We start from the raw sequence: 21,258 nt of genomic DNA, 5'->3' as shown, positions 1-21,258 counted from the left end.
CGACCAAGATGTAGTTATACCAAAAACAGGAGTGGGGCGTGGCCGAACTGAGGATCCAGGGATTGGCAAAGAGCTATCGGGATGTTCGCGTCCTCGAAAGTATCGATTTGACGATCGCCTCTGGGGAGTTCTTTACTCTGCTGGGCCCGAGCGGATGCGGAAAGACCACCCTCCTGCGGACCATCGCAGGCTTCCAGCACCAAGATCGCGGCGAAATCGTCGTCAAGGGCGAACGTATCGACCTGAAACCTGCCCACAAGCGCGACATCGGCATGGTCTTCCAGGATTATGCCGTTTTCCCTCACCTTACGGTTGCTGAGAACGTTGCATTCGGGCTCAAGGCTCGCTCTCTGCCTAAATCCGAAATCGAGACGCGTGTCGCAGAGAGCTTGAAGATGGTGCGGCTCGATGGCTATCAATCGCGCCTTCCAGCTGAAATGTCCGGCGGGCAGCAGCAGCGAATCGGCTTGGCCCGGGCTATGGCGATCCGTCCCACATTGCTTTTGATGGATGAGCCCCTCTCGAATTTGGACGCCAAACTCCGGATCGAGTTGCGCGAGGACATCCGCGATATCCAGCGACGCCTTGGCATCACGACGATCTACGTCACTCATGATCAGGAAGAGGCCCTGGCGGTCTCCGACCGCATCTGCGTCATGGATAAAGGGCGCGTGGAACAGATTGGAACGCCGTTCGAGATCTATCGCCACCCCGTCCGTCGCTTTGCCGCGGGCTTCGTCGGAACCATGAATTTCATATCCGGGACGCTGAAAGCCGGACAGTTGCTCATCGGCAGCCGATCCGTGCATTTTCCGGGAGCTGATGGAACAGGGCCGGTTGAACTGGCGATCAGGCCCGAAAACGTCATCCTCTCCGGCAGCTCCCCCGGAGCAGCCATACCTCTGCGCGGGGAGGTCCGAAAGGTTACGTTCCTCGGCCGCGAGGCACACTACACGCTAGGAACCGAGGCCGGAGAGATCATTGCTCAGGCGATGGATCCGAGTGCGGATTTCATCGCAATGGAGGGGCAAACAATCGATATTGTGCTGCCCATCGCGAAAGCTGCCCTGTTTGATGCCAATGGCGATCTCGTGAGCGCTGGACGGCCATGATGACAAAGCGCATCCGCTTCGAACTCTGGACCTGCGTGCTGATTGCCGCATGGGCTATCGTCTTTCTTCTTTTGATCTGGCCCTTGTCGTCTATCCTGAAGGCGAGCCTGATCGACAATGAGACCGGGACTTTTTCCCTGGTTCATTATGTCGAGATCTTCACACTGAAAGCCTACCAACGTGCCATCGGAAACACCTTCCTCGCCGGACTGGGCGGGATGGCTGGGGCGCTCATTCTTGGCGTTACGCTCGCCTTCATAACGACGCGTTTTCGCATTTTCGGCCGCGCCCTGATTCAAACTTTGGCGGTCGTAGCGCTGGTATCGCCGCCCTTCATCGGCGCCTATGCATGGATTGTGTTGTTCGGGGCAAGCGGGGTCGTTCGCAAGGCTCTTTCGTCGATCGGCCTTTCAATCCCGCCGATCTATGGCGCGGCAGGCGTCATCCTCGTGTTCAGCCTCAAGTTCTTCCCCCACGTCTTCCTGATCACCTCAGGAGCTCTGGCGGCCATCAACCGATCCGTGGAAGAGGCGGCGGAAAGTCTCGGTGTCCCGCCATGGAAGCGGCTCTTCATCGTAACCTTCCCGCTGATCCTTCCCGCCATTTCGGTCAGCGCGCTCTTGACCTTCGTACTTTCCATTGCGGACTTTGGCACGCCTCGCATCATCGGTCGCGATTTCAATGTTCTGGCGACGGAGGCTTTCAATCTGTTCTCAAGCGAGGTCGGAGGCAATCCTGGGATGGCCTCGGCGCTCAGCGTGGTCCTGATCGTACTCTCTATGATCGTGGTGCTCGCTCAGCGCTGGATGTTGCGCAAGAACGTCTATTACAGCAATTTGATCAAGAAGCCTGAACGCCAGCGGGTACGCGGCCTCAAGGCGACCGGTCTCCATATCCTCGCGTACACGATCGTCCTGCTCGGCGCATTGCCGGCGCTCATCGTGGTGCTGTTCTCCTTCAGACGCACCAGCGGACCGGTCTTTCAGCCTGGTTTCAGCCTTCAAAGCTATGAGAAGGTGATCTCAACCGTTTCCGATCCAATCTGGAATACACTGAACTTTTCATTCGCCGCGGTAATCGCCATCGTCATCAGCGGTACCCTGATCGGTTATTTGATCTCCCGGCGCCCCAGCGTTGCGACAGGGTCCCTCGATGCCCTGCTGATGATTCCCTATGTCGTTCCGGGAATCGTGATGGGCATCGCGTTCATCACCCGCTTCAACGATCCGCCGCTCGCGTTCACCGGCACGGGCTTCATCATCATTCTCGCCGTCTATATTCGGCGCCTCCCCTACTCTGCGCGGTCAGTAGCTGCAGCGTTGAAGCAGGTCGGGCCAAGCCTTGAAGATGCGGCAGTCAGCCTTGGATACTCACCGGGCAAGGCCTTCTTGAAAGTGACCGTGCCTTTGATCGCCCCAGGCATCCTCGCCGGAGCGCTCATGAGCTTTGTGACCGCCATGAACGAACTGTCGTCGTCGCTCGTTCTCTACGTCGGTAGAACGATCACGATGCCGGTTCGTATCTATCTTTCAGTCATGGATGGTGAGTATGGCACTGCATCCGCGCTCTCGACAATCCTACTCACCATGACTGTCATCGCAGTCTATGGCGCATTTCACTTGTCCGGACGAAAGGAGAGCGCATTGCTCTAGCCGTCCCTTGTCATGTGGAGTTTTCCCAAAGAGCTATAGCCTTATAAGACTGCCAGCAGCCTATGCGCCCTAGTTTCGCTGCATAGGCTGCGGAGCGACGGATGATATAACTTAAAAAAAAGCCGGGCACGAAGCCCGGCTAAAGTGAGGTCCGACAAAAGTCAAAACCTTCCAGAGGGAACGGCCGACACGGCAGCGCTGGGAGGAAGAAAGCGATGCCGCGTTGAAATCAGCCACTGCTCATATCGGCTGCATTGCGCCCTTTTGCAATGCAGCATGCCTCATAAAAGGGCTGCACTATGCGCATGGCCATTTCTGAGACTTGTTATGCTGTCGTTCATCGGCAATCCGAGCGGTTATGACTGCCGGATCTCGTGTCGCTTCAAATTGCTTGATGCGAGGCAAAGGAGTTCGAAGAGGACCTGCGCACCGGCTTGCGCCGTATTGCTCGTCGCATCGTATTGTGGCGCGACTTCGACCACATCGCCTCCAACCATGTTGATGCCGACGAGGCCCCTGAGAATCTCCAGCACCTCCCGCGGCTGAAGCCCGCCCACTTCAGGCGTACCAGTTCCCGGCGCAAAACCTGGATCGAGACTGTCGACGTCGAACGAGATATAAGTAGGCTCATTCCTGACGATGGTGCGCGCCTTCTCGACAATGGCAGCGATCCCCATTTGGGGGACCTCCTCGGCGTGAATGACCGTCATGCCGGAGGCGTAGGAGAATTCCCACAGATACTCCGCACCACCGCGAATACCGATTTGAATCACGCGCTCCGGATCCAGTGTTCCCTCAAGAACAGCCTGCCGGAAGGGGCCGCCGTGATGAAATTTCGATCCCTCATAGACTCCGCCCGTATCGCAATGAGCATCGATGTGGATCATACCAACGGGACGATCCTTTCCAACCGCAGCCAGGATGGCGCGAGTGATCGAGTGATCGCCACCGACGGCCAGCGGAAGGACACCCGCGCCGACGACTTTCGCGAAGAAGGTCTCAATGTCCGCATGACATGATTCCAAACTGAATCGGCTACGAAAGGGGACATCACCAATGTCTGCGACCTTCACATCCGCCATGGGCGTCATGCGCAAGACGTGTTCATAGGGACCGATCCGCTCGATTGCGCGCACAGCACGTGGCCCAAGGCGAGCGCCAGCCCGGTTAGTGACTCCGAGATCCATCGGCACGCCGATCAGTGCCACATCGATTCCACCGAGATCAGGCAACTCAGTTACGTCCGGACGAAATGGCGCGTCAAGAAAGGTTGCGGGATCAGCGAAGGGCCATTTGCGTCGATCGCTTTCAGAGAATTGCAGGCTTGCGGCTTTGCGGAAATCTGCATTGTCGATATCGCCGCCCGTTGCTCCCTGGTACCGAACGCGCAAGCGTTCGAGCTTCCTCTGGTCCATGCTGATATTCCCCATGCCTTGAATTTCTATCGGAAGACGGACGGACGAGACACCTCTGAGCGCAGAGCATTGTTCAGCCAGCGCATATCCTGCTGTCTCCACAGCCCCAGCACGCCTTCAATAAGGCGTTCCGCACGCGCTTCGTCCAGCGACATCGCGGTAAGGCTTCGGATCTTGGCAAAGTAAGCGTTCTCAGTGATCGGATTTGCAGGTGAACCGAGCGCCTTCTGTACGCGTGCTTCTTCCACGTGCCCATTGGACGTTATCACGCGCACGAACGGTTCTTCGTTCGCAGCAATATCCTGGTCGACAATAAGACTGACCCGCCCCATCGCGGCCTGAAGGCGCGGATCGGCTCGCTTGTCAGCTGCGTAGGCAGACAGTCCAGCCTGTCCGAACGCAAGGCGCGCAGCAAGCGCGTAAGGCAGGCTCATCTGAGCAAACGGCAAGGTGGAGACATCCCGACCGCCGCACATATCATGGAGGAATGGGCTAAGTCTGACCTCGATCTGGCCCACCTCGTCAACTGCTAGGCCCTTGCCGTCAAGAATCTGCCCCAACGCGTCAATCGACGAATGTGTGCCACGACAGGAGGCGTAAGGCTTCAGAGAAACCCGTTCGAGACGCCAGCTATCGCCGAGCCCTACACAGAGAGCTTCAGGCTGTGCGGAATCGGGCGCAAACGTCTTAAGAAAGCCGCCCCATGCGTCATCGAAGACTGCGGAAGGCCCGCTCACGCCGGCGCGCGCCAAAAGTGCGGCAAATAACCCACCCTCCGCGGCACGCCCGGCATGAATGCGCTTAGTCTGGCTGCCGTCGTGGATAAACGCCCATAGCCCACCGCTGAAGCTCGCGGCATGACCAAGCGCATGCGCGATGCACATCGCATCGAGTCTAAGGATTCGTGCAGCAGCGACGGCTGCCCCAAAAGTGCCGCAGGTTGCGGTCGAATGCCATCCGGCCTCGTTGTGCGGCTCATAGCCACCGCATGCCTCAAGGACGCGGCGTGCCACATCGTAGCCTAGCACGACTGCCAGCAGGAACTCCTCGCCACTGATCGGGTATTCAGCAAGCGCCACAGCGGCCAAAGCGGCTGGGACGACCACCGCACCCGAATGGTCGCACCCGCCAGTATCGTCAAGCTCGAAGGCATGACAGGCAATACCGTTGACGAGAGCAGCGGATCGAACACCAAGCGCCTCGCTCGTACCCCAGATTGGAACGGCGCCTCTCTGTTCGGTGCTGAGGATGAGGTCGAGAGTGGTCTGTGCCTCCCGCGAGGCGGCCCCGGCAACGCCACAGGCCAGCGTATCAAGCGTATGGCGGGCCGCCTTGAACCGAATGGGCTCCGGAAGGTCAGAAGGAGCTGCGGATGCGACGAACTGAGCGATCGCAGCCACACGCGACGAGCGGATTTGCATGTTCAAGACCGGGAACGACTCTTAGAAGTGGAAAAATAGGAAGACGCTTCTCGCATGTACCGCCGGCATCGGGCGATGCCGGCGGTACGCTCGGAGGCTACTGTGCCTTGGCTGCCTCGCCGTTGATCATGATCTTGTCGACCTTGGCCGAGGAGAGCTCCCATTTCTTGAGCACGTCGGCATAGGTACCGTCTTTGATCATTTCCCCGAAGGCTCTCGCAACAGCATCGCGCAACTGCGTGTCCTTCTTGGCGAAGCCCATACCCTGATAGACAGACGTGAAGGGCTCTCCGAGAATGACGTAGCTGTTCGGCTCCAGGTTCAGAAGGTATGGCAGGGTCTCGGAACCCTGGACCGCCGCATCAAGGCGCTTCTGTCGGAGCTGAGTGCGAGCGTCGGCGGATCCCTCCGTCCCGACAATCTTCAGAGGCGGTTTTCCTGCGCCCTCACACGCGGTCTTGCTCCAAGTTTCCATTTCCTTCGGAAACGACGTGCGCCGGCTTGCACCGACGGTCTTCCCACAAAGATCTGTGAGGGTCTTGAACTCGTCCTTACGATCGGCGGTCGTATAGAACTGCGCTCCAGACTCCAGATAATCGACGAAATCAAGCGTATCGCGGCGGGTTGGCAGATCACTCATTCCGGACAGGATCATATCGGCCCGGCCGGTCGTGAGCGCGCTCACCATCTGCTCGAAGCTAATCTCCTCCCACTTAATTTCGACACCGAGCTTCTTCGCTAGGGCGTTGCCGAGATCAATGTCCAGTCCCGTGAGGGTTGCGCTCTTTGGGTCCTTGAACTCGAGCGGTGGATAATTTGGCACGTTAGCCACCACGATGACTTTCTTCGACGCGATGGGCTCGGGCAGCTGCTGTGCCATGGCGATACCACCGGTGGTTACCAGGGCGGCAAGTGAGCAGAGAATAGTTCTCGCTTTCATGTTCGATTTCCTTTTTCTGGCATTGATTTATCCGAACTTACTTATGTACGGCCGAGATGAACTCCCGAGTGCGGGCCTGTTGCGGATTTGCGAGGACGGAGCGCGAATCCCCTACTTCCACAAGCTGCCCCTGATCCATGAAGGCTGTGCGGTGGCTTACTTCCCTGGCAAAACCCAACTCATGAGTAACGACGATCATCGTCATGCCTGTCTGTGCCAAGTCGCGCATCACATTCAGTACCTCTCCCACGAGTTCCGGATCGAGGGCGGAAGTCGGTTCATCGAAGAGAAGGAGCTGTGGCTGCATCGCCAACGCACGGGCGATCGCGACACGCTGCTGCTGCCCCCCTGAAAGATGAGCCGGATAGACATCGCGCTTGTCATACAATCCTACCCGCTCAAGCAGCGCGTGAGCGCGCTTCTTCGCCTCGTTCGGATTTTCGCGGAGAACCTGAACCGGACCCTCGATAATGTTCTCGGTCACGGTGAGGTGTGGGAAGAGATTGAAGCGCTGAAAGACCATCCCGATGGCGCGCCTCTGCCGCGCGATCTGCGCATCATTCAACTCATGAAGATTGTCGCCTTCGCGTCGGTAGCCGATCAACTCGCCACCAACCCATATGGCGCCGCCGTCGATGCGCTCGAGTTGGTTGATGCAACGCAGGAATGTGCTTTTGCCGGATCCAGAGGGGCCGATGATGCAGAGCACTTCACCTTTCTGCACACTGACATTGATCCCCTTCAGAACTTCCAGTGGGCCGAAATGCTTACGAACGTCGGCAGCAATGACGAGCGGGGCGTCAGGAGAGAGATTTTGCGTTTCCATATTCTGCTCCTCACTTCGCATTGCCGACTGCGGCCACGCCTCTGGAGAAGTATTTCTCGATCCGCCCCTGAATGAGGCTAAGAATGGTGACCACGACGAGGTACCAGATCGCAGCAACGATCAGGAGTTCAATGACGCGGGAATTGGCGTAGTAGATATTCTGCGCGCTATGGAGGATCTCTGCGTATTGAATAACGCTGGCCAGCGATGTCAGTTTGACCATACCGATGAACTCGTTTCCGACCGGCGGAACAATCACACGCATGGCCTGCGGCATGATAATCCTACGCAACATCTGGAGTCGCGTCATGCCGATGGTCTGTGCCGCTTCGTATTGTCCGCGATCGACCGAAAGCAGGCCGGCACGCACGACCTCGGCGGTGAACGCGCCTTGTTGAATGCCGAGGCCGAGAAGAGCCGCTACGAAAGGCGTCATGATATCGACGGTCTTGAGCGAAAACAGGCCCGGAATTCCGATGGTTGGGAAGACCAGCGCTAGGTTGAACCACAAAAGCAACTGTAGCAGTGCCGGAATGGCACGGAAGAACCAAACGTAGCCAAGCGCAGTCATTGAGAGGACAGGATTCTCAGACAAGCGCATAATGGCGAACACGATGCCGAGTACAATACCTAGTACCATGGCGAGGATAGCCATGATGATCGTGTTCAAAAGACCTTTCATGATCACCGGGACAGTGAGGAACTCACCGACATAGTTCCACTCGATCTGCCCTACTGCGAATGCATGAACGATGACTGCGAGCACCGCCACTACAATCGCCGCTGCAACCAGGCGTCCGTAATGCCGGCGTGGAACCAAAGTGAGATGACTGACTTGATAGATTGTATCGCTCATGGCCTGCGTTTTTCTCCACGGCTCTTCATATTTGTCGTTCTTTTACGCTTACCACGATCTTTCCGACATGCTTTCCATCCTCCATATAGCGATGAGCCGCAGGCATATCGGCAAACGAGAAGATCCGGTCGACCGTCGGCAAGATGTCACCGCGCTCGACAAGCGGCCAGAGATCTCGTCGCACGCCTTCCACGATCCGTGCCTTGGCCGCAAGAGGGCGATCACGAAGAGAAGTGGTGAAGAGCGATCCGCGCTTGGCCATCATGCGTCCGAGAGGAATTTCTGCGTCTCGGCCACTCTGAAGGCCGATCATTGCGATTCGACCATCCGATGCAAGCGCATCGATGTTCCGCGACAGATAGGCCGCGCCCATATTGTCAAGGATGATATCCACACCATGCTGCCCCGTCTCGTTCAGCACGACCGTCTTGAAATCCTCATTCCGATACGAAATGGCGCGCTCTGCCCCAAGGTCCATGCAACGTTGCAATTTTTCCTTGCTGCCTGCCGTTGCGAAGACGCGCGCGCCCATCGCGCGACCGGTCTGGATTGCGAATGTACCGATCCCTCCGGCGCCGCCATGAACGAGGAGCGTCTCTCCAGGAGCCATCCTGGATATATCGAGAAGATTGGACCACACGGTACAGGCCGCCTCCGGCAATGCGGCCGCGGTTATCAGATCGGCGTTGTATGGACGCGCTAGGAGCTGAGTGGCGGGGACCGCCACTCGCTCTGCATAGGCACCACCGGAGACCAATGCGCAAACCTCGTCACCGACGGCCCAGTTCGAGACTCCTTCGCCGATTTCGATGATCGTGCCGGAGCACTCGATGCCAAGGATACTCGGCAAGTTGGCCGGCGTTCCATAGGTACCTCGTCGCTGCAGGAGATCAGCGAAGTTCAACGCAGTCGCATGAACATCGACGATAACCTCGCCTGCGGCGGGGTGCGGATCAGGAACCTCGGCCAATACCAAAGCTTCCGGCCCACCTGTCTGTGGCAGGATGATAGCGCGCATGATGCTCTCCGAGACGGACTAGTCAGGTCCCAGCGTCTATCTTCGCTTCTGGCAGAGCCTGGCGTTCGAGACCGAACTTCTGCAGGGCCTGCTTATAGGCGCCGCTTTTCATGGTTGCGGTCAAAGCAGAAGCGACAGCATCGCGCAAAGCAGTGTCGTTCTTGTTGAACGCAAATCCGAAGAGCGTCCTGATCAGAGGCTCCCCCGCCAGAACATAGGTATTCGGCTCATCCGCCATCAGATGAGCCACAAACTCCGGCCCGAGCACCGCGGCGTCGAGACGGCCCTGCTTGAGATCGAGTCTAGTTGCCGTTGCTCCGGCGGTTCCGTTGATTGTCGCAGCAGGCTTTCCTGCACCAGCACAGTTCTTGTCGTTCCATGCCTGGGCGACTGGATAGTAGTTCGTGGTCCGCGGAGCCCCCACGGTCTTACCGCAGAGATCGGCTTCCGACCGGATCTTGTCTTTGTTCGCGACAGTTGTGAATGGTTGAGCGCCGGTCATGAGATAGTCGACGAAGGTCAATTTCTCGCGGCGCGATGGCAAGTCGCTGATCGCAGTACCGATCATGTCGATGCGGCCAGTCGTCAGGGATGTCATGAGCTGCTCGAAGCTCATCTCCTCCCACGTTACCTTCACACCGAGTTCCTTCGCGATACTCTCGACAAGGTCTATGTTCACACCGATGCGCTCATTGGACTTTGGATCCTTGTAAGCCATCGGCGGATATGTGGACTCGATGCCGACGACGAGCGTACCGGCAGCTTTCACCTTCTCGGGAAGCGCGGCGGACTGTGCTTGCGCTGCCATCGGCAACAGTATTGCAAGCGCGGCTCCGACCGCGGCATGACGGACGCTCCGGGAGAGCGGGTTGTATGTAATCATCATTTCAATTTCCCTTGGCTGGATCAAGGCCACGGTTTCCTCCGCAGCTCGTTGCTCTTATTCAAGAGAGTTCGGAACCGGCGCTTCCTCTCGCCGGTCTGAGATCAAGCTTTCGCCCACTCGCGCTGATGCGAAACGAGTTCTTTAAGGCGTGCGATCTGCTCGCTCACTCTCGCAGGTGCCGTGCCACCATATCCCGAGCGTGCAGAAACGGCCGCCTCGGGCGTAAGATGCCCGAGCAAGTCGGGGTCGAGACGGGAGTCTACTGTGGTTAGATCGCTCGGCGTGAGTTCCGAGAGCTCAAATCCCTTTTCCTCACAATAGCGGACGAGTGCGCCTGTAATTTCGTGTGCCTCGCTGAAGGGGACGCCGCTGCGAGCAAGCCAGTCGGCAACCTCGGTAGCCAGAGTAAAGCCCTCGGTCGACTGGGTTTTGAGCCGATCGGCATTGACCCGCATGGTCGCGATCATCCCCGCCATCGCCGGCAAGACAAGATCAAGGGTGTCAATCGCCTCGAATGACGCCCACTTGTCTTCGGAAAGGTCACGGTTATAGGCAAAGGGCAAGCCCTTCAGCGCCGTGAGCATCGCATTGAGGACGCCAATCAGACGCGACGCCCGGCCTCGGGTGAGCTCAGCGATATCCGCGTTCTTCTTTTGCGGCATGATCGATGAGCCGGTGGCATAGCTATCATCCAGCGTAACCCATCGGAACTGCCGCGACGACCAAAGAAAGACCTCCTCCGCGAGCCGAGATAGATTTGCTCCGATCATCGCACAGACGAAAAGAAACTCCGCCACATGATCTCGGCTGCCTACTGCGTCAATAGAGTTCTCGCAGGGCGCATCGTAGCCGAGCTCAAGGGCAGAAATCTCGGGATTAAGCGCAATGGCGGAGCCAGCCAAAGCGGCTGCGCCAAGCGGGGAACGGGAAGAACGGCGGTCCCAATCTTGCAGACGCTCAATGTCACGCGAAAATCCCTGGGCATGAGCGAGAAGCTGATGAGCGAAGGTGACCGGTTGCGCCGGTTGAAGATGCGTGAAACCGGGTGCAAGGGTGCTCTGATGCTCACTCGCCTGCGCAATTAGTGCATCCTGAAGTGCGAGCAATGCGTTGGCGATCTGCTTCGCAGCGCTGCGCAGGTGGAGCTTGAGATCGTTCGCGGCTTGATCATTGCGTGAACGGCCCGCTCGCAGTTTACCCCCTAAGGAACCCAAGCGCTCCACAAGCACTCGCTCAAGGAAAGTATGCACATCCTCATCCGCCTGCGATGGCGCAAGCGTTCCGGTGGCATAGTCCTTGCCAATCGTCGTGAGTGCATCAGCGATACGCCCTCCTTCCTCCTGTGTGAGAATGCCAGACCGCACGAGCTCACGAGCGTGCGCGATGGAGGACTTCAGATCTTCGGGGACCAGTCGGAAATAGTTCCCAGGCGCCCGCGAAAGGCGCATCAGCGCTTCGGACGGGGATGTCCGGAATCGCGCTCCCCAAAGTCGAACCGGTTCGGTCATAGCCATCCTCCCTATCAATGGGATGCTTGCACCTGACCAAAATGTAGACAATTGAATTGATTTCTCGAACTATAGTCCAAAATGGAATAGACACATTATCACAATGGAGCTGTGTGAAAGGATGTCCAGATCGCATCTCCCGAGCACCATCGGATTGCGGGTCGTGGCGGCCCTCGCGCAATACGGTACCGTTTCCTCAGCGGCCAACGCTCTTCATCTCACGCAAAGCGCTGTAAGCAAGCAGCTTAAGAACGTTGAAGCCGTTGTGGGAATGCCGCTCTTCGATCGTACGGGTCAGGGCCTATCACCGACGCAGGCGGGCATGATCTACATCGAGCAGGCGCGCATCGCTCTCGGCGCGATGGAAACGGCAGCTATGCGTGTCGCAGCCCTCCGCAGTTCTCAACCAGCAATCAGGCTACATGTTCTCCCCATCCTTGGAGATCGCTGGTTCATGCCTCGGTTCTCGCGCTTTGCGGAGCGTCACCCGGATATCGACGTTCAATTCACCACCTTCGCACCGACTGATACTCTCGAAGAGGCAGACGCCGTCTTCCGCTTCGGCATCGGAGAATGGCCTGGGTGGAGGGCTGACTACGTTCTGGGCCGCGACGTCATCCTGGTTGGCTCGCCTCAACTGATTGCAAAGTACGAAGGTATTGCGTCGATAGCGGACATTCTCCGCTATCCGCTCCTCGAACATCTCCAAACTCCGCTCCGATGGAATGACTTTGCAGAAGCCTGTCATCTTCGCGATTTCACGCCGGCAAGAGTTACGCGCTTCGGCTACTACTCTCTGGTCATTCGCGCCGCTATCGGTGGACAGGGGCTCGCCCTTGTGCCGCGCAGCCTTATCCTTGATGAGCTCGCGGGCGGCCAACTCATGAATCCGAGCGGACTGGGCTTCACGAGCCGCAATTGCTATTGGCTGACAACGCCCGACGACAGACCGCCGAACGCAAGCCTCGCGGTCCTGCGCGACTGGATCCTCCAAGAGGCGCAGGCGTCGGAGCATAACAACCCTGAAGGGCTTAGTTAGCGATCATCGAACCCTCACTTGGAAGCTTGCTCGCAGGCCTCGAAATGCTCAGCGATCTCACGGCCCGTCGTCCACCAGACATCGTCATAGCGACGGACATATTGCAGGAATTCCTCAAGGATCCGGTAACGCATCGGCCGGCCGGAGACCTGCGGATGCATGATCATGGTCGCAACACCACCCCATTCTCGGGTCTGGTCGAACTCATCACGCCAGATCGAAAGCACTTCCTCCCGTCCGAACAGGGCTCGCGGGCTCATTCGATGCGTGATGCCGAAGTTCCAATCGTCGAAGCTGTAGTTGACGGGAATTTCGATCGGCCCCGGGCCGTCCGGCAGGACATGTCGATAGGGCCGGATGTCGTCGCGCCATGAGCTTGAATAGCGAATGCCGCGATCCCGCAGCAGCGCGAGAAGCTCCGTGAAACTCTCGCCCGAGGGTGCACGATAGCCGACTGGCTTCACGCCGAGAACTCGCTTAAGCGCTTCGAACCCACGATCGACCTCTTCCACCATCGCGGTAAGATCACCCGGCTCGGGCCTCAGATGCCAATAGCCGTGGTGACCGATCTCGTGACCCGCCTTGAGAATCGTCTCGCATACTGCTGGATGAGCCTCGACGGTCCATCCTGTGACGAAGAAGGTTGCCCTGACATCGTAGCGAGCCAACAGTTCAAGCAACTTCGGAATGCCAACACGCGCCTCGTAGCCCCCATAGGACATCGTCACGAGGCGCTCCGCATTGCGCCGATCCATGCCAAGCCAAACCGACTCCGCGTCCACATCAAACCCAGGAAACAGAGCACATTTCTTCCCATCGGGCCATGGGAAGTCCGGCGCTGGGGGGGCTAGGTTTGCTGGATGTGGGTGGGTGTTGTTCGACATGACGTTCCTCTTCGCGCGGCATCGATGCTGCGCGCTTGAGGCGATCTGGCAATTGAATAGTTTTCCACGCCGCCAGTCGCGAATGGAATATTTCGAACTCTACGTCGTCGCCGTCCCGCTCGCCAATGCCTGCAACGCGTCCGACGTGATCGTATAATAGACCTTCTCCTTCACCACTCCACCCAGGGCGACATAAAGCCTCTGGGCGGCGGCATTGTTGCCATCGGTGGTAAAGTCCATACGGCCGATATCGTTCTCAGACGCGAAGGCTGCGAGAAATCTCATGATTCTGGTGCCGGTGCCGAGGCCGCGAGCACCTTCGGCCACATAAAGATCCTTGAGATAGAGCAAGCCTCGCAAATCCCGACCAGGACGCAGAATTGCCACGCAGGCGAGGCCAATGCCCCGATTTTTATTGTCTTGAGCAATGACAAACCGGGTTCCCTCCCAACTTCCGATGGCCTCCTCGATCGTCCTAAGATAGTCCGTCTCGGGTCGTAGAATCTCACCAGGCCGATAGTAGCGATCCATGTCTCGAACCAACTGAGCTACTACAGTGGCGTCTTCAAGGGTTGCAAAATGGATGGTCCCGGACATTGATGCACTGCCTACGTGAATTCACTTCTATGATATTCTAAGTTCCAGAAAATCCGCTTAGAGCCAAGCCCACAGCTGGATTTCCCAGCTTTTCGCACCCGAAATGTCTCGTTTAACTATTCGCCATTCAAGGAGACAATGGCCTCGATAGCGAGGCTGTTCAGCGCGATGGTTCAGTGAATGCGCGAAAAAGCGATACGATGCCCCAATCGTGATCTCTATATCAAGGCGATATCACTGATCCCACCGGGCCAGGAGCGAAGGCCCACAAAGGATTGATTGGCTCAAAAAAATCCGCTCATTGACTTGGTCATCGATGAGCCTATCCATCAGCGCCTGACAAACACATTAACAAAATGTCGATAGCTGCTTAAAAACGCACAAAGATCTCAACGTGAGCCGGATCGCGCCGCCATACACTCCTGGGCCTCTCAGTACGGCTGAGCTAAACCTCAAGACGATGATACTGCGGTCGGCAGAGAGCCCGTTAGAACTGCTCCCCATGCTGACTTAGTTCGCCACGTCTTACGCCTATCAAGATCAATATCGAAGGGAATTTCAAGGACAGCGAACGGAGAGCTTTGGCTTTGTCTCGCAGCACAACCGCGTCCGGCGTGTTTAACATAAATTATGACAATGCCGCAACGACAGCGGACAATCGCTTGAAATGGGCGGACCGAATGACCGGCCCGCCCATAAAATATTAGATTGCTTCCTTGAGGTCCTTGGCGGGCCTAAAGGCAATCTTCTTCGAAGCTTTGATCTTCACCGGCTCCCCAGTCTGTGGGTTGCGCCCCATGCGAGCCGCGCGCTTGCGCACCTGCAGAATGCCAAGCCCCGAAAGTCGGATCTTATCCCCCTTCTTCAGGCTCTTGGTGATTGCCTCGACCACATGGGTGAGCATCTCATTGGCTTGACGCTTCGGAACCTCGAACGCGTCCGCGAGCTGCTCGGCGATATGGCGGAGGGTCAAGATTGGGCTTGCCGTTGCCGCAGAAGCCTTCGTTGCCTTTTTGATAGCCTTGGTCGCGGTCTTTGCCGCGGCGGCCTTGGTTGCGGTCTTTGCTGCGGCAGCTTTGGCGGGCTTGCGCGCAGTCTTAGCGGTCGCCTTCGGCGCAGCCGCTTTGGTTGCAGCCGCCTTGCGTGCGGCCGGCTTCTTGGTGGTGGTTTTGGTTGTAGCTCTTGCCACGGGATTATCCCTTTTCTCGAGAGAGACCTTTCGGTCCGCGCTTCGCCATAATCATAACCTAGGGATTTTCAATCAAAAATGGCGGTTTCGACAAGAGGTGGGGATAAAGATGCACATTTCTTTCGTTTCAAGCGGCCCAAACTGGAGGCTGAACTTGCCCTGATGGGCCTCCGCACTCCTTCGTTGACAGTTAGGGGCCCCGTAGAAACAACCGTATGAGGGCGGCCGATGGCAATCCATCCGAGCTCATAGACCCCAACGGCGTCACGACCGACCCGTTTAGATGTCCATCAAAATCAGCACCATACCTCGTTCAGAGAGGCTCCCGCGCCAGTCGGGGTTTAGCTCGGTCGACGGCTATGTGCCTGACGCCGCCTCTGTAGAACCCATACAGCCACGGAAAGCATCGATCGGCGAGTGCGTTGCAAGCGGAAAGTGCAGCAGCGTTGGCAACGCTCTTCTCAACGGAGGCCAAGAGCTCCGCGTGATGATGCTTCAGCTCGATGTACTCTGGGCTGGAAGCCGTGCCCCCATCACCAGCCAATATAAACAGCTTCACCTTGTGCGACTTGCCTCGCAGTGCAAGTCGGCCCGCCTTCAAATAGGCAAATTCGTGCGCCGATGCCTTAACGGTGTCGGCAACGACGATGTCTACGCACAGAGGCTTGGCCTGACCCTCGACCCGGGAGGCGACATTCACGGTGTCGCCGACAACCGAATAATTGAACCGGACATCTGAGCCCATATTGCCGACGAGTGCCGGTCCGGTATTAATGCCAATTCCGATAGCGACATCCGGAAGTGGGTTGGTTCTCTGCCGGAAGCGGAATGCATCACTTTCGTTGAGTTCGTGAAGCGTATTTCGAATGCGCAATGCGGCACGACAGGCACGTGCGGCATGGTCCGGCACCTGGATCGGCGCATTCCAGAATGCCATGATCGAGTCTCCAATATACTTATCGATCGTTCCCCCCTCGGTGAGAACATCCCTGCTCAAATGCCCAAGAAGCACGTTCAAAAACTCGACGACCTCTGTTGGAGACAGCCGCTCGCTCAGGCTCGTAAAGTCGCGGATATCAAGGAACAGGATCGTCATCTCGCGCTCGTCTCCGCCAAGCCTGAGACTCGCTGGATCCTTCTCGATATGTTCGAGATAGGACGGCGCAACGTAGCGGGCAAAGGCTTGGCGCACGAACCGTCGATCGCGATCCGAGACGAAGTAGCGGAACGAGATCATGGCGACGTATAGAAAAAGGCCCGCCGCGCAAGGATAGGTAGGGTCGAGAAGAATTCCCCCCTGGCTGAACGCTATCCAGGCGCCGAGAAATGTCACGGCTGCCAGCGTACCACCATAGGCAAGCGCAGTGCCAGGCGAACAAGTCGCCGCAACGATTGTGGTCGCGGCGCCGAGAAGCAGCATCCAGGCCCATTCGAGCGGATCGCCCCAATCGGGACGTCGCAGATGATCGCCTGCCAGTATCTGTTCAAGGGCCTGTGCATGCACGGTGACTCCCGGAACAGTCTCGCCGAGGGGCGTCACACGGTAGTCGTAAAGGCCAACCGCCGATGTGCCGATGAGCACTGCATGGCCTGCGATCAACTCTCGCAACCCATCGCTATCCGCTCGATACAGCAAAGCTTCCGCCGAGATGCGCCGGGCTGGCGTGTCGTGTCCGAACCGGATCCGCAACTCCCCCGCCGAGGTCGTCGGAAGATCGAAGCGTCCCACCCGCACGCCAGTTACTGCGAAGGGTGCGGTATCCCTGCTATGCACGAGCACCGAGGTTTCGCCCTGCATGACACGCAAAACCTCGACAACCAGACTCGGATAGATGCGCCTGCCGTCAGTCCAGAGCAGTGGAATCCGACGCACCACCCCCTGCGTATCGAGCGGACTCAAGGTGATCGCGCCGATACCTCTGGCGACACCGTCGAATTCCCGCAGGTTCAGAGTGCCGGAGGTGAATGACGGAAGGGCGGGACGGGGATCTTCACCCGTGAACGCCAGACCTGTCTTGATTGCGGGGCGGCGTTCGTCGCTGCCGGGGATTGCAGCGAAGCCGAGCACGACCGGCTTTCCCGCCACCGCCGCAGCAAACAGTTGGTCATAGTCCGGAACGCGAGATGCGATGCGTTCGGCAAGATCTGCTCCGATGGCGACCTTCAAATCAGACTCCTGCACGAGCCTCGATGGAGATAGCCGATCAGCCTCAGGGAATACCATATCGAATGCGATAGCGGATGCGCCAAGGTCGTGCAGGCGCTCGACAAGGCGAGCAAGTTCGCTGCGAGGCCAGGGCCATTGACCGATTTTGGCAAGCGACGCCTCGTCGATATCCACAATCTGGACGGGAACCTTGCGATTGGGTCGCGGAAGAAGACGTTGGTATTCATCAAAGACCAATTCCCGCGCGAGGCGTAGTTCATACGGATCCGCGATGCGGAGCATCGAGCAGAGTATGATGCCGACGAGGCCGAGCGAAAGGGCCAGGATCTGCGACCGGGTAAGAGCAGGCCACAGATGATGTCCTAGCATCCGCAGCACCGCCTTCATCGGTTCCCGTCGCCTCCATCGCGCCTGCCATCTGATCCGCCATTTCTGTGGCCACCGCCATCGTCGCGATCGGAGCGACCATGTTCGCCCGTTCGGTTCTCACGTCCGCTGCGATCTCGCTCGCCGGATTGATCGAAGCGGTCTCCTCTGCCGAAACTCCGTCCGGCATCCCCGCTGAAACCTCGTCCGGGTCCGAAACCACCGCTTCGATCTTCTCCCCTGTTGCGCCCCTTGTCTGCGTTGCCCCATCCATGATCACCGTCACCGTGGTGACTCGGCCCACCTTTGTCACCACGCCCTCGGTCTGTACCATCCCTGTGTCCACCTTTATGATCATTGCTCGCCCCCAGAGCAGGCGGTCCCGGGGCTGGTGGCGACGTGGCCGGTGGGGACGTGGCAGGGCTTGCAATCGGCCCTTGCGATGGCGGTGACGAAGCCAGTGGCGCAGCGGAGGAACTAACGGAAGTTGGGGCGGCTGCAGCAGGAGTCGCGTCGCGGGTCGGCACGGAGGCAGGCTGGGGATTCGGTGCGGGAGTGGCGGGCTCCGACCGCGGTGAGGCTTCCAGAGGCGCAGATCTGATGATGGGGTCATTGGTTTCGGATGGCAGATTCAGGGCTGCGATATTTCCGCACGAGCGCACATCGATCCTAAATTCCTGCCGCAGACTTGTGTGCTGCGTCCAGACATAAGGGAAATAGAATCTGAGCCGTCCATTGCGGTCTTCACGCTCCGTGACGGCGCGAATGGGCCCGTTCGGAGGCACCGAGATCGCACTGCAGGCCTGCTGCGCGACAATACAGGCACCGGCACGGTCGCAAACACGAGCCTGTCCGTGGAAAAGGACAAATTCGGTGCCTCCGTTCGGGAGAACGGTAAAATCGAACTCGGTACCGCGCACGCCGATCGTGGCCGTGGGCGTGCGGATCGCATAGGCAGGCTTCGGACTCGCGCCGCTGATGAACCGGAATGCTCCGCGCAACGCGCTTACGACGAAGCTGCTCATCGTCCTTCGATTCCGCATGACGGAACTGTCAATGAGCAAGGACGAAGCCGGCCCTACGACGAGGCGCGTGGAATCGACGAAATGGATCTGCGCCTCGCCGCTGGAGCCCGTCTGAATACGATCGCCCATGTAGACAGGCTGCTGAACTGCTAACGGACGGTTGCCTTCAGGCCGCAGGGCGGATGCGTCTGGAATAACTCCAACCGCACGTCCCGACGGCTCCTGAGCACATAAGGAGCTTTCCAGTGCAAATTGAACCAAGATGAACGCAAATACGCCAGCCCATACAAGAACACGTCGAGGCATTCGCGCCTCCTGGTTGTTTCAGGGGCTAACGCTGCAAAAATGATACGCTTTGTGACACTTCCCAGCAATGTAACCTTTGGAGCCATTTCACGCGCGTGCTGTCCGATAAGCTTCGCAACGGCCCTGCTGCTCGGAGAGCTGGAATTCCCGTAACTCGACGAGTGATAGGCCTTGAATCTTGAACGTTTCGCGCCGCCTTTCCGAGCCAGTCACACTTCGGAAAGCGCCCCTCGCCTGGACACAAGGACGTCTCCACTCGATGTGAAAAGTGAATATTCCTATTGCCTCGCACATCAACTGCGACATCTTGAGTGAATGAACCCTCAGGCGCAGGTGCGGGAGCTTCCTAAACTCATTCAAGGCCCGGAGAGAGCGAGCATGGGATTAGGCTTCTGCTATAATTGTCCAGGGTTTCAGTCTGCCGGGAATTTGCCCCACCTGCACTCACGGCCATCGATAGTGAAAGCAAGAGGATGTCATGGACACACAGGAAGTTCGGCTCAGCCAATTGTCCCATGGCGGTGGCTGCGGCTGCAAGCTGGCACCATCGGTCCTCCAGCAGCTTCTCTCGGAGCAGCCGGCTGCCGGGCCATTTCGCGAACTGCTTGTCGGCACCGAAACGGCGGACGATGCGGCGGTTTGGCAGTTGAACGCCGATACATGCATCATTGCCACCACCGATTTCTTCATGCCGATGGTAGATGATCCGTTCGATTTCGGGCGCGTTGCGGCAACGAACGCCATCTCCGACATCTATGCCATGGGCGGACATCCGCTCATGGCACTGGCGATTCTCGGCATGCCGCTGGGCAAGCTCGCGACGGCCACCGTGCGCGAAATTCTCAGAGGAGGCGCTGCGATTTGCGCGAAAGCTGGAATTCCCGTAGCGGGTGGCCACTCCATCGATTGCCCGGAGCCAGTCTACGGCCTTGCCGTCATCGGGACGGCGAAACCAAGCGAGATACGCCGCAATAATGGCGCCAAGGCGGGGGACGCCCTGATCCTGACGAAGGCCCTTGGTGTCGGCATCTACTCGGCAGCTTTCAAGAAAGACGCACTCTCGGCTGGCGGATATGAGGAGATGATGGCCTCCATGACGCTTCTGAACAAGATCGGGACAGTACTTGCGCAGGAGCCGGACATCCATGCCATGACGGATATTACCGGCTTCGGCATTCTCGGGCACGGCCTCGAAATGGCGCGCGGATCAGCGCTTTCCATCGCGATCGAGCGCACGCGCCTACCCTTGTTCCAAGAGGCTGAAACTCTCGTGCGTCAGAGCTACGTCACAGGAGCATCCACACGAAACTGGGACAGCTACGGCGCCGATGTTGTGCTGCCTAACGGAATCGAACTGTGGCAAAGGCAGTTGCTCACCGATCCTCAGACCTCCGGCGGCCTCCTTGTTTCATGTTCTCCGGGGAGCGCAGAGAAGATTCTTCGGACCATCGTCGATCAAGGTTATCCATCCGCGCGGATTGTCGGCAGCGCAGAAGCTGGCCCTCCACAGATCAGGGTGATCTGATGAGCCCAGGAACTGGGCCACGCGTCAATGCGTTCCTCAAGCGTCGGTTTGCACGAGGAGTAATATGCATGATGCGCATGACTTCGGCCTTCGCCGTCATTGTCTTCGGGCTAGCCACTCCATGCTGGGCACAGCCTGCTGATCGAGATTGCAACAACGCAGCAGCGACGACGGGCGCAACGCAGCACGATCCCAATAGTCAGGCCTCTGGAACTTCGCCAGGAACGGCCGGCTCTACCGGTTGGACAGGAGGAACCGGCGGATCCTATATTGGCACGGCGCCGAAGGGGCCGACGCCGACCTCACCATCGGATCATCCTGCAACAGCGAGCGGTTTGGATCCCATGAAGTCGGCGACCGTCGAGAAAAAGTGCTAGGCCCGCCGCTTCGCGGCACTTGGTGATGATGGCGGAAGAGAGTGGGAGTCGAACCCACCTAGGACCGTCTCGCAGCCCCACCCGGATTTGAAGTCCGGACGCCCCACCAGGGACGCTTCTCCTCCTTGAATATCCTCTAGCCGCGCCTC

Annotated in this window: 17 protein-coding genes, 1 tRNA gene and 1 pseudogene; 4 read left to right on the top strand and 15 right to left on the bottom strand. The window is 58.2% G+C overall.

Annotation, left to right across the window (positions count from 1 at the left end):
- Positions 1-38 precede the first annotated feature (38 nt).
- Both K9B37_RS03325 and K9B37_RS03320 read left to right on the top strand, forming a co-directional pair.
- Positions 39-1,112 carry an ABC transporter ATP-binding protein gene (locus tag K9B37_RS03325; RefSeq protein WP_224311373.1) on the top strand — a complete coding sequence of 358 codons (1,074 nt, stop codon included), beginning with the start codon at positions 39-41 and terminating at the stop codon, positions 1,110-1,112.
- Entirely contained in the window at positions 1,109-2,764 is a 1,656-nt protein-coding gene (locus K9B37_RS03320) for an ABC transporter permease (protein ID WP_224311372.1), read from the top strand. Before K9B37_RS03325 ends, K9B37_RS03320 begins: the two co-directional genes overlap by 4 nt.
- Positions 2,765-3,120: 356 nt before the next feature.
- Here K9B37_RS03320 and speB read toward each other — a convergent pair whose 3' ends face one another.
- From speB to argH, 8 genes are all read right to left on the bottom strand, one after another.
- On the bottom strand, positions 3,121-4,185 hold the full coding sequence (speB, locus tag K9B37_RS03315; protein ID WP_369414210.1) for an agmatinase: 1,065 nt from the start codon (positions 4,183-4,185) through the stop codon (positions 3,121-3,123).
- A gap of 20 nt (positions 4,186-4,205) precedes the next feature.
- A complete protein-coding gene (locus K9B37_RS03310; protein ID WP_224311578.1) occupies positions 4,206-5,600 on the bottom strand; it encodes an MmgE/PrpD family protein in 1,395 nt (464 codons plus the stop codon).
- A gap of 97 nt (positions 5,601-5,697) precedes the next feature.
- Positions 5,698-6,540, bottom strand: a complete 843-nt coding sequence (locus K9B37_RS03305) for an ABC transporter substrate-binding protein (protein WP_439651674.1) — start codon at positions 6,538-6,540, stop codon at positions 5,698-5,700.
- A 37-nt stretch (positions 6,541-6,577) separates the two neighbouring features.
- Positions 6,578-7,366 (bottom strand): amino acid ABC transporter ATP-binding protein, encoded by a 789-nt coding sequence (locus K9B37_RS03300; protein ID WP_224311370.1) that lies wholly within the window; start codon positions 7,364-7,366, stop codon positions 6,578-6,580.
- A gap of 10 nt (positions 7,367-7,376) precedes the next feature.
- The gene (locus K9B37_RS03295; RefSeq protein ID WP_224311369.1) at positions 7,377-8,222 is read right to left on the bottom strand and encodes an amino acid ABC transporter permease; all 846 of its coding nucleotides are present in this window, start codon (positions 8,220-8,222) and stop codon (positions 7,377-7,379) included.
- A gap of 25 nt (positions 8,223-8,247) precedes the next feature.
- Positions 8,248-9,240, bottom strand: a complete 993-nt coding sequence (locus K9B37_RS03290; RefSeq protein WP_224311368.1) for an NAD(P)H-quinone oxidoreductase — start codon at positions 9,238-9,240, stop codon at positions 8,248-8,250.
- A gap of 22 nt (positions 9,241-9,262) precedes the next feature.
- The gene (locus tag K9B37_RS03285) at positions 9,263-10,126 is read right to left on the bottom strand and encodes an ABC transporter substrate-binding protein (RefSeq protein ID WP_224311367.1); all 864 of its coding nucleotides are present in this window, start codon (positions 10,124-10,126) and stop codon (positions 9,263-9,265) included.
- Between the two features lie 101 nt (positions 10,127-10,227).
- Positions 10,228-11,634: an argininosuccinate lyase gene (argH, locus tag K9B37_RS03280; RefSeq protein WP_224311366.1), complete on the bottom strand. Its 1,407-nt coding sequence runs from the start codon at positions 11,632-11,634 to the stop codon at positions 10,228-10,230.
- A gap of 121 nt (positions 11,635-11,755) precedes the next feature.
- On the opposite strand from argH, the gene K9B37_RS03275 reads away from it, so the two are divergent.
- A complete protein-coding gene (locus K9B37_RS03275; RefSeq protein WP_224311365.1) occupies positions 11,756-12,673 on the top strand; it encodes a LysR substrate-binding domain-containing protein in 918 nt (305 codons plus the stop codon).
- A gap of 14 nt (positions 12,674-12,687) precedes the next feature.
- Here the strand turns inward: K9B37_RS03275 and K9B37_RS03270 are convergent, their stop codons facing one another.
- The 6 genes and pseudogenes from K9B37_RS03270 to K9B37_RS24850 all read right to left on the bottom strand — a co-directional run.
- Positions 12,688-13,557 (bottom strand): polysaccharide deacetylase family protein, encoded by an 870-nt coding sequence (locus K9B37_RS03270; protein ID WP_224311364.1) that lies wholly within the window; start codon positions 13,555-13,557, stop codon positions 12,688-12,690.
- Positions 13,558-13,656: 99 nt separating this feature from the next.
- Entirely contained in the window at positions 13,657-14,088 is a 432-nt protein-coding gene (locus K9B37_RS03265) for a GNAT family N-acetyltransferase (protein ID WP_224311363.1), read from the bottom strand.
- A 769-nt stretch (positions 14,089-14,857) separates the two neighbouring features.
- Entirely contained in the window at positions 14,858-15,343 is a 486-nt protein-coding gene (locus K9B37_RS24855; protein WP_369414200.1) for an HU family DNA-binding protein, read from the bottom strand.
- Positions 15,344-15,656: 313 nt separating this feature from the next.
- Positions 15,657-17,792 (bottom strand): CHASE2 domain-containing protein, encoded by a 2,136-nt coding sequence (locus K9B37_RS03255; protein WP_224311573.1) that lies wholly within the window; start codon positions 17,790-17,792, stop codon positions 15,657-15,659.
- Entirely contained in the window at positions 17,767-18,234 is a 468-nt protein-coding gene (locus tag K9B37_RS03250; RefSeq protein ID WP_224311601.1) for a hypothetical protein, read from the bottom strand. Before K9B37_RS03250 ends, K9B37_RS03255 begins: the two co-directional genes overlap by 26 nt.
- Positions 18,235-18,781: 547 nt before the next feature.
- Positions 18,782-19,030, bottom strand: a pseudogene (locus K9B37_RS24850) (FecR domain-containing protein); the annotation flags it as partial.
- Positions 19,031-19,685: 655 nt separating this feature from the next.
- Between K9B37_RS24850 and selD the strand changes: the two are divergent.
- On the top strand, positions 19,686-20,732 hold the full coding sequence (gene selD, locus K9B37_RS03240) for a selenide, water dikinase SelD (protein ID WP_224311362.1): 1,047 nt from the start codon (positions 19,686-19,688) through the stop codon (positions 20,730-20,732).
- Between the two features lie 406 nt (positions 20,733-21,138).
- Here the strand turns inward: selD and K9B37_RS03235 are convergent.
- Positions 21,139-21,234 (bottom strand) — tRNA-Sec (locus tag K9B37_RS03235).
- Between the last annotated feature and the right edge of the window lie 24 nt (positions 21,235-21,258).

Origin of the sequence: Microvirga puerhi, assembly GCF_020089865.1 — a bacterium.
GTDB lineage: Bacteria > Pseudomonadota > Alphaproteobacteria > Rhizobiales > Beijerinckiaceae > Microvirga > Microvirga puerhi.
Note: the sequence above shows the minus strand (reverse complement) of the source record. Positions and strands in the feature narration are given on the sequence as shown.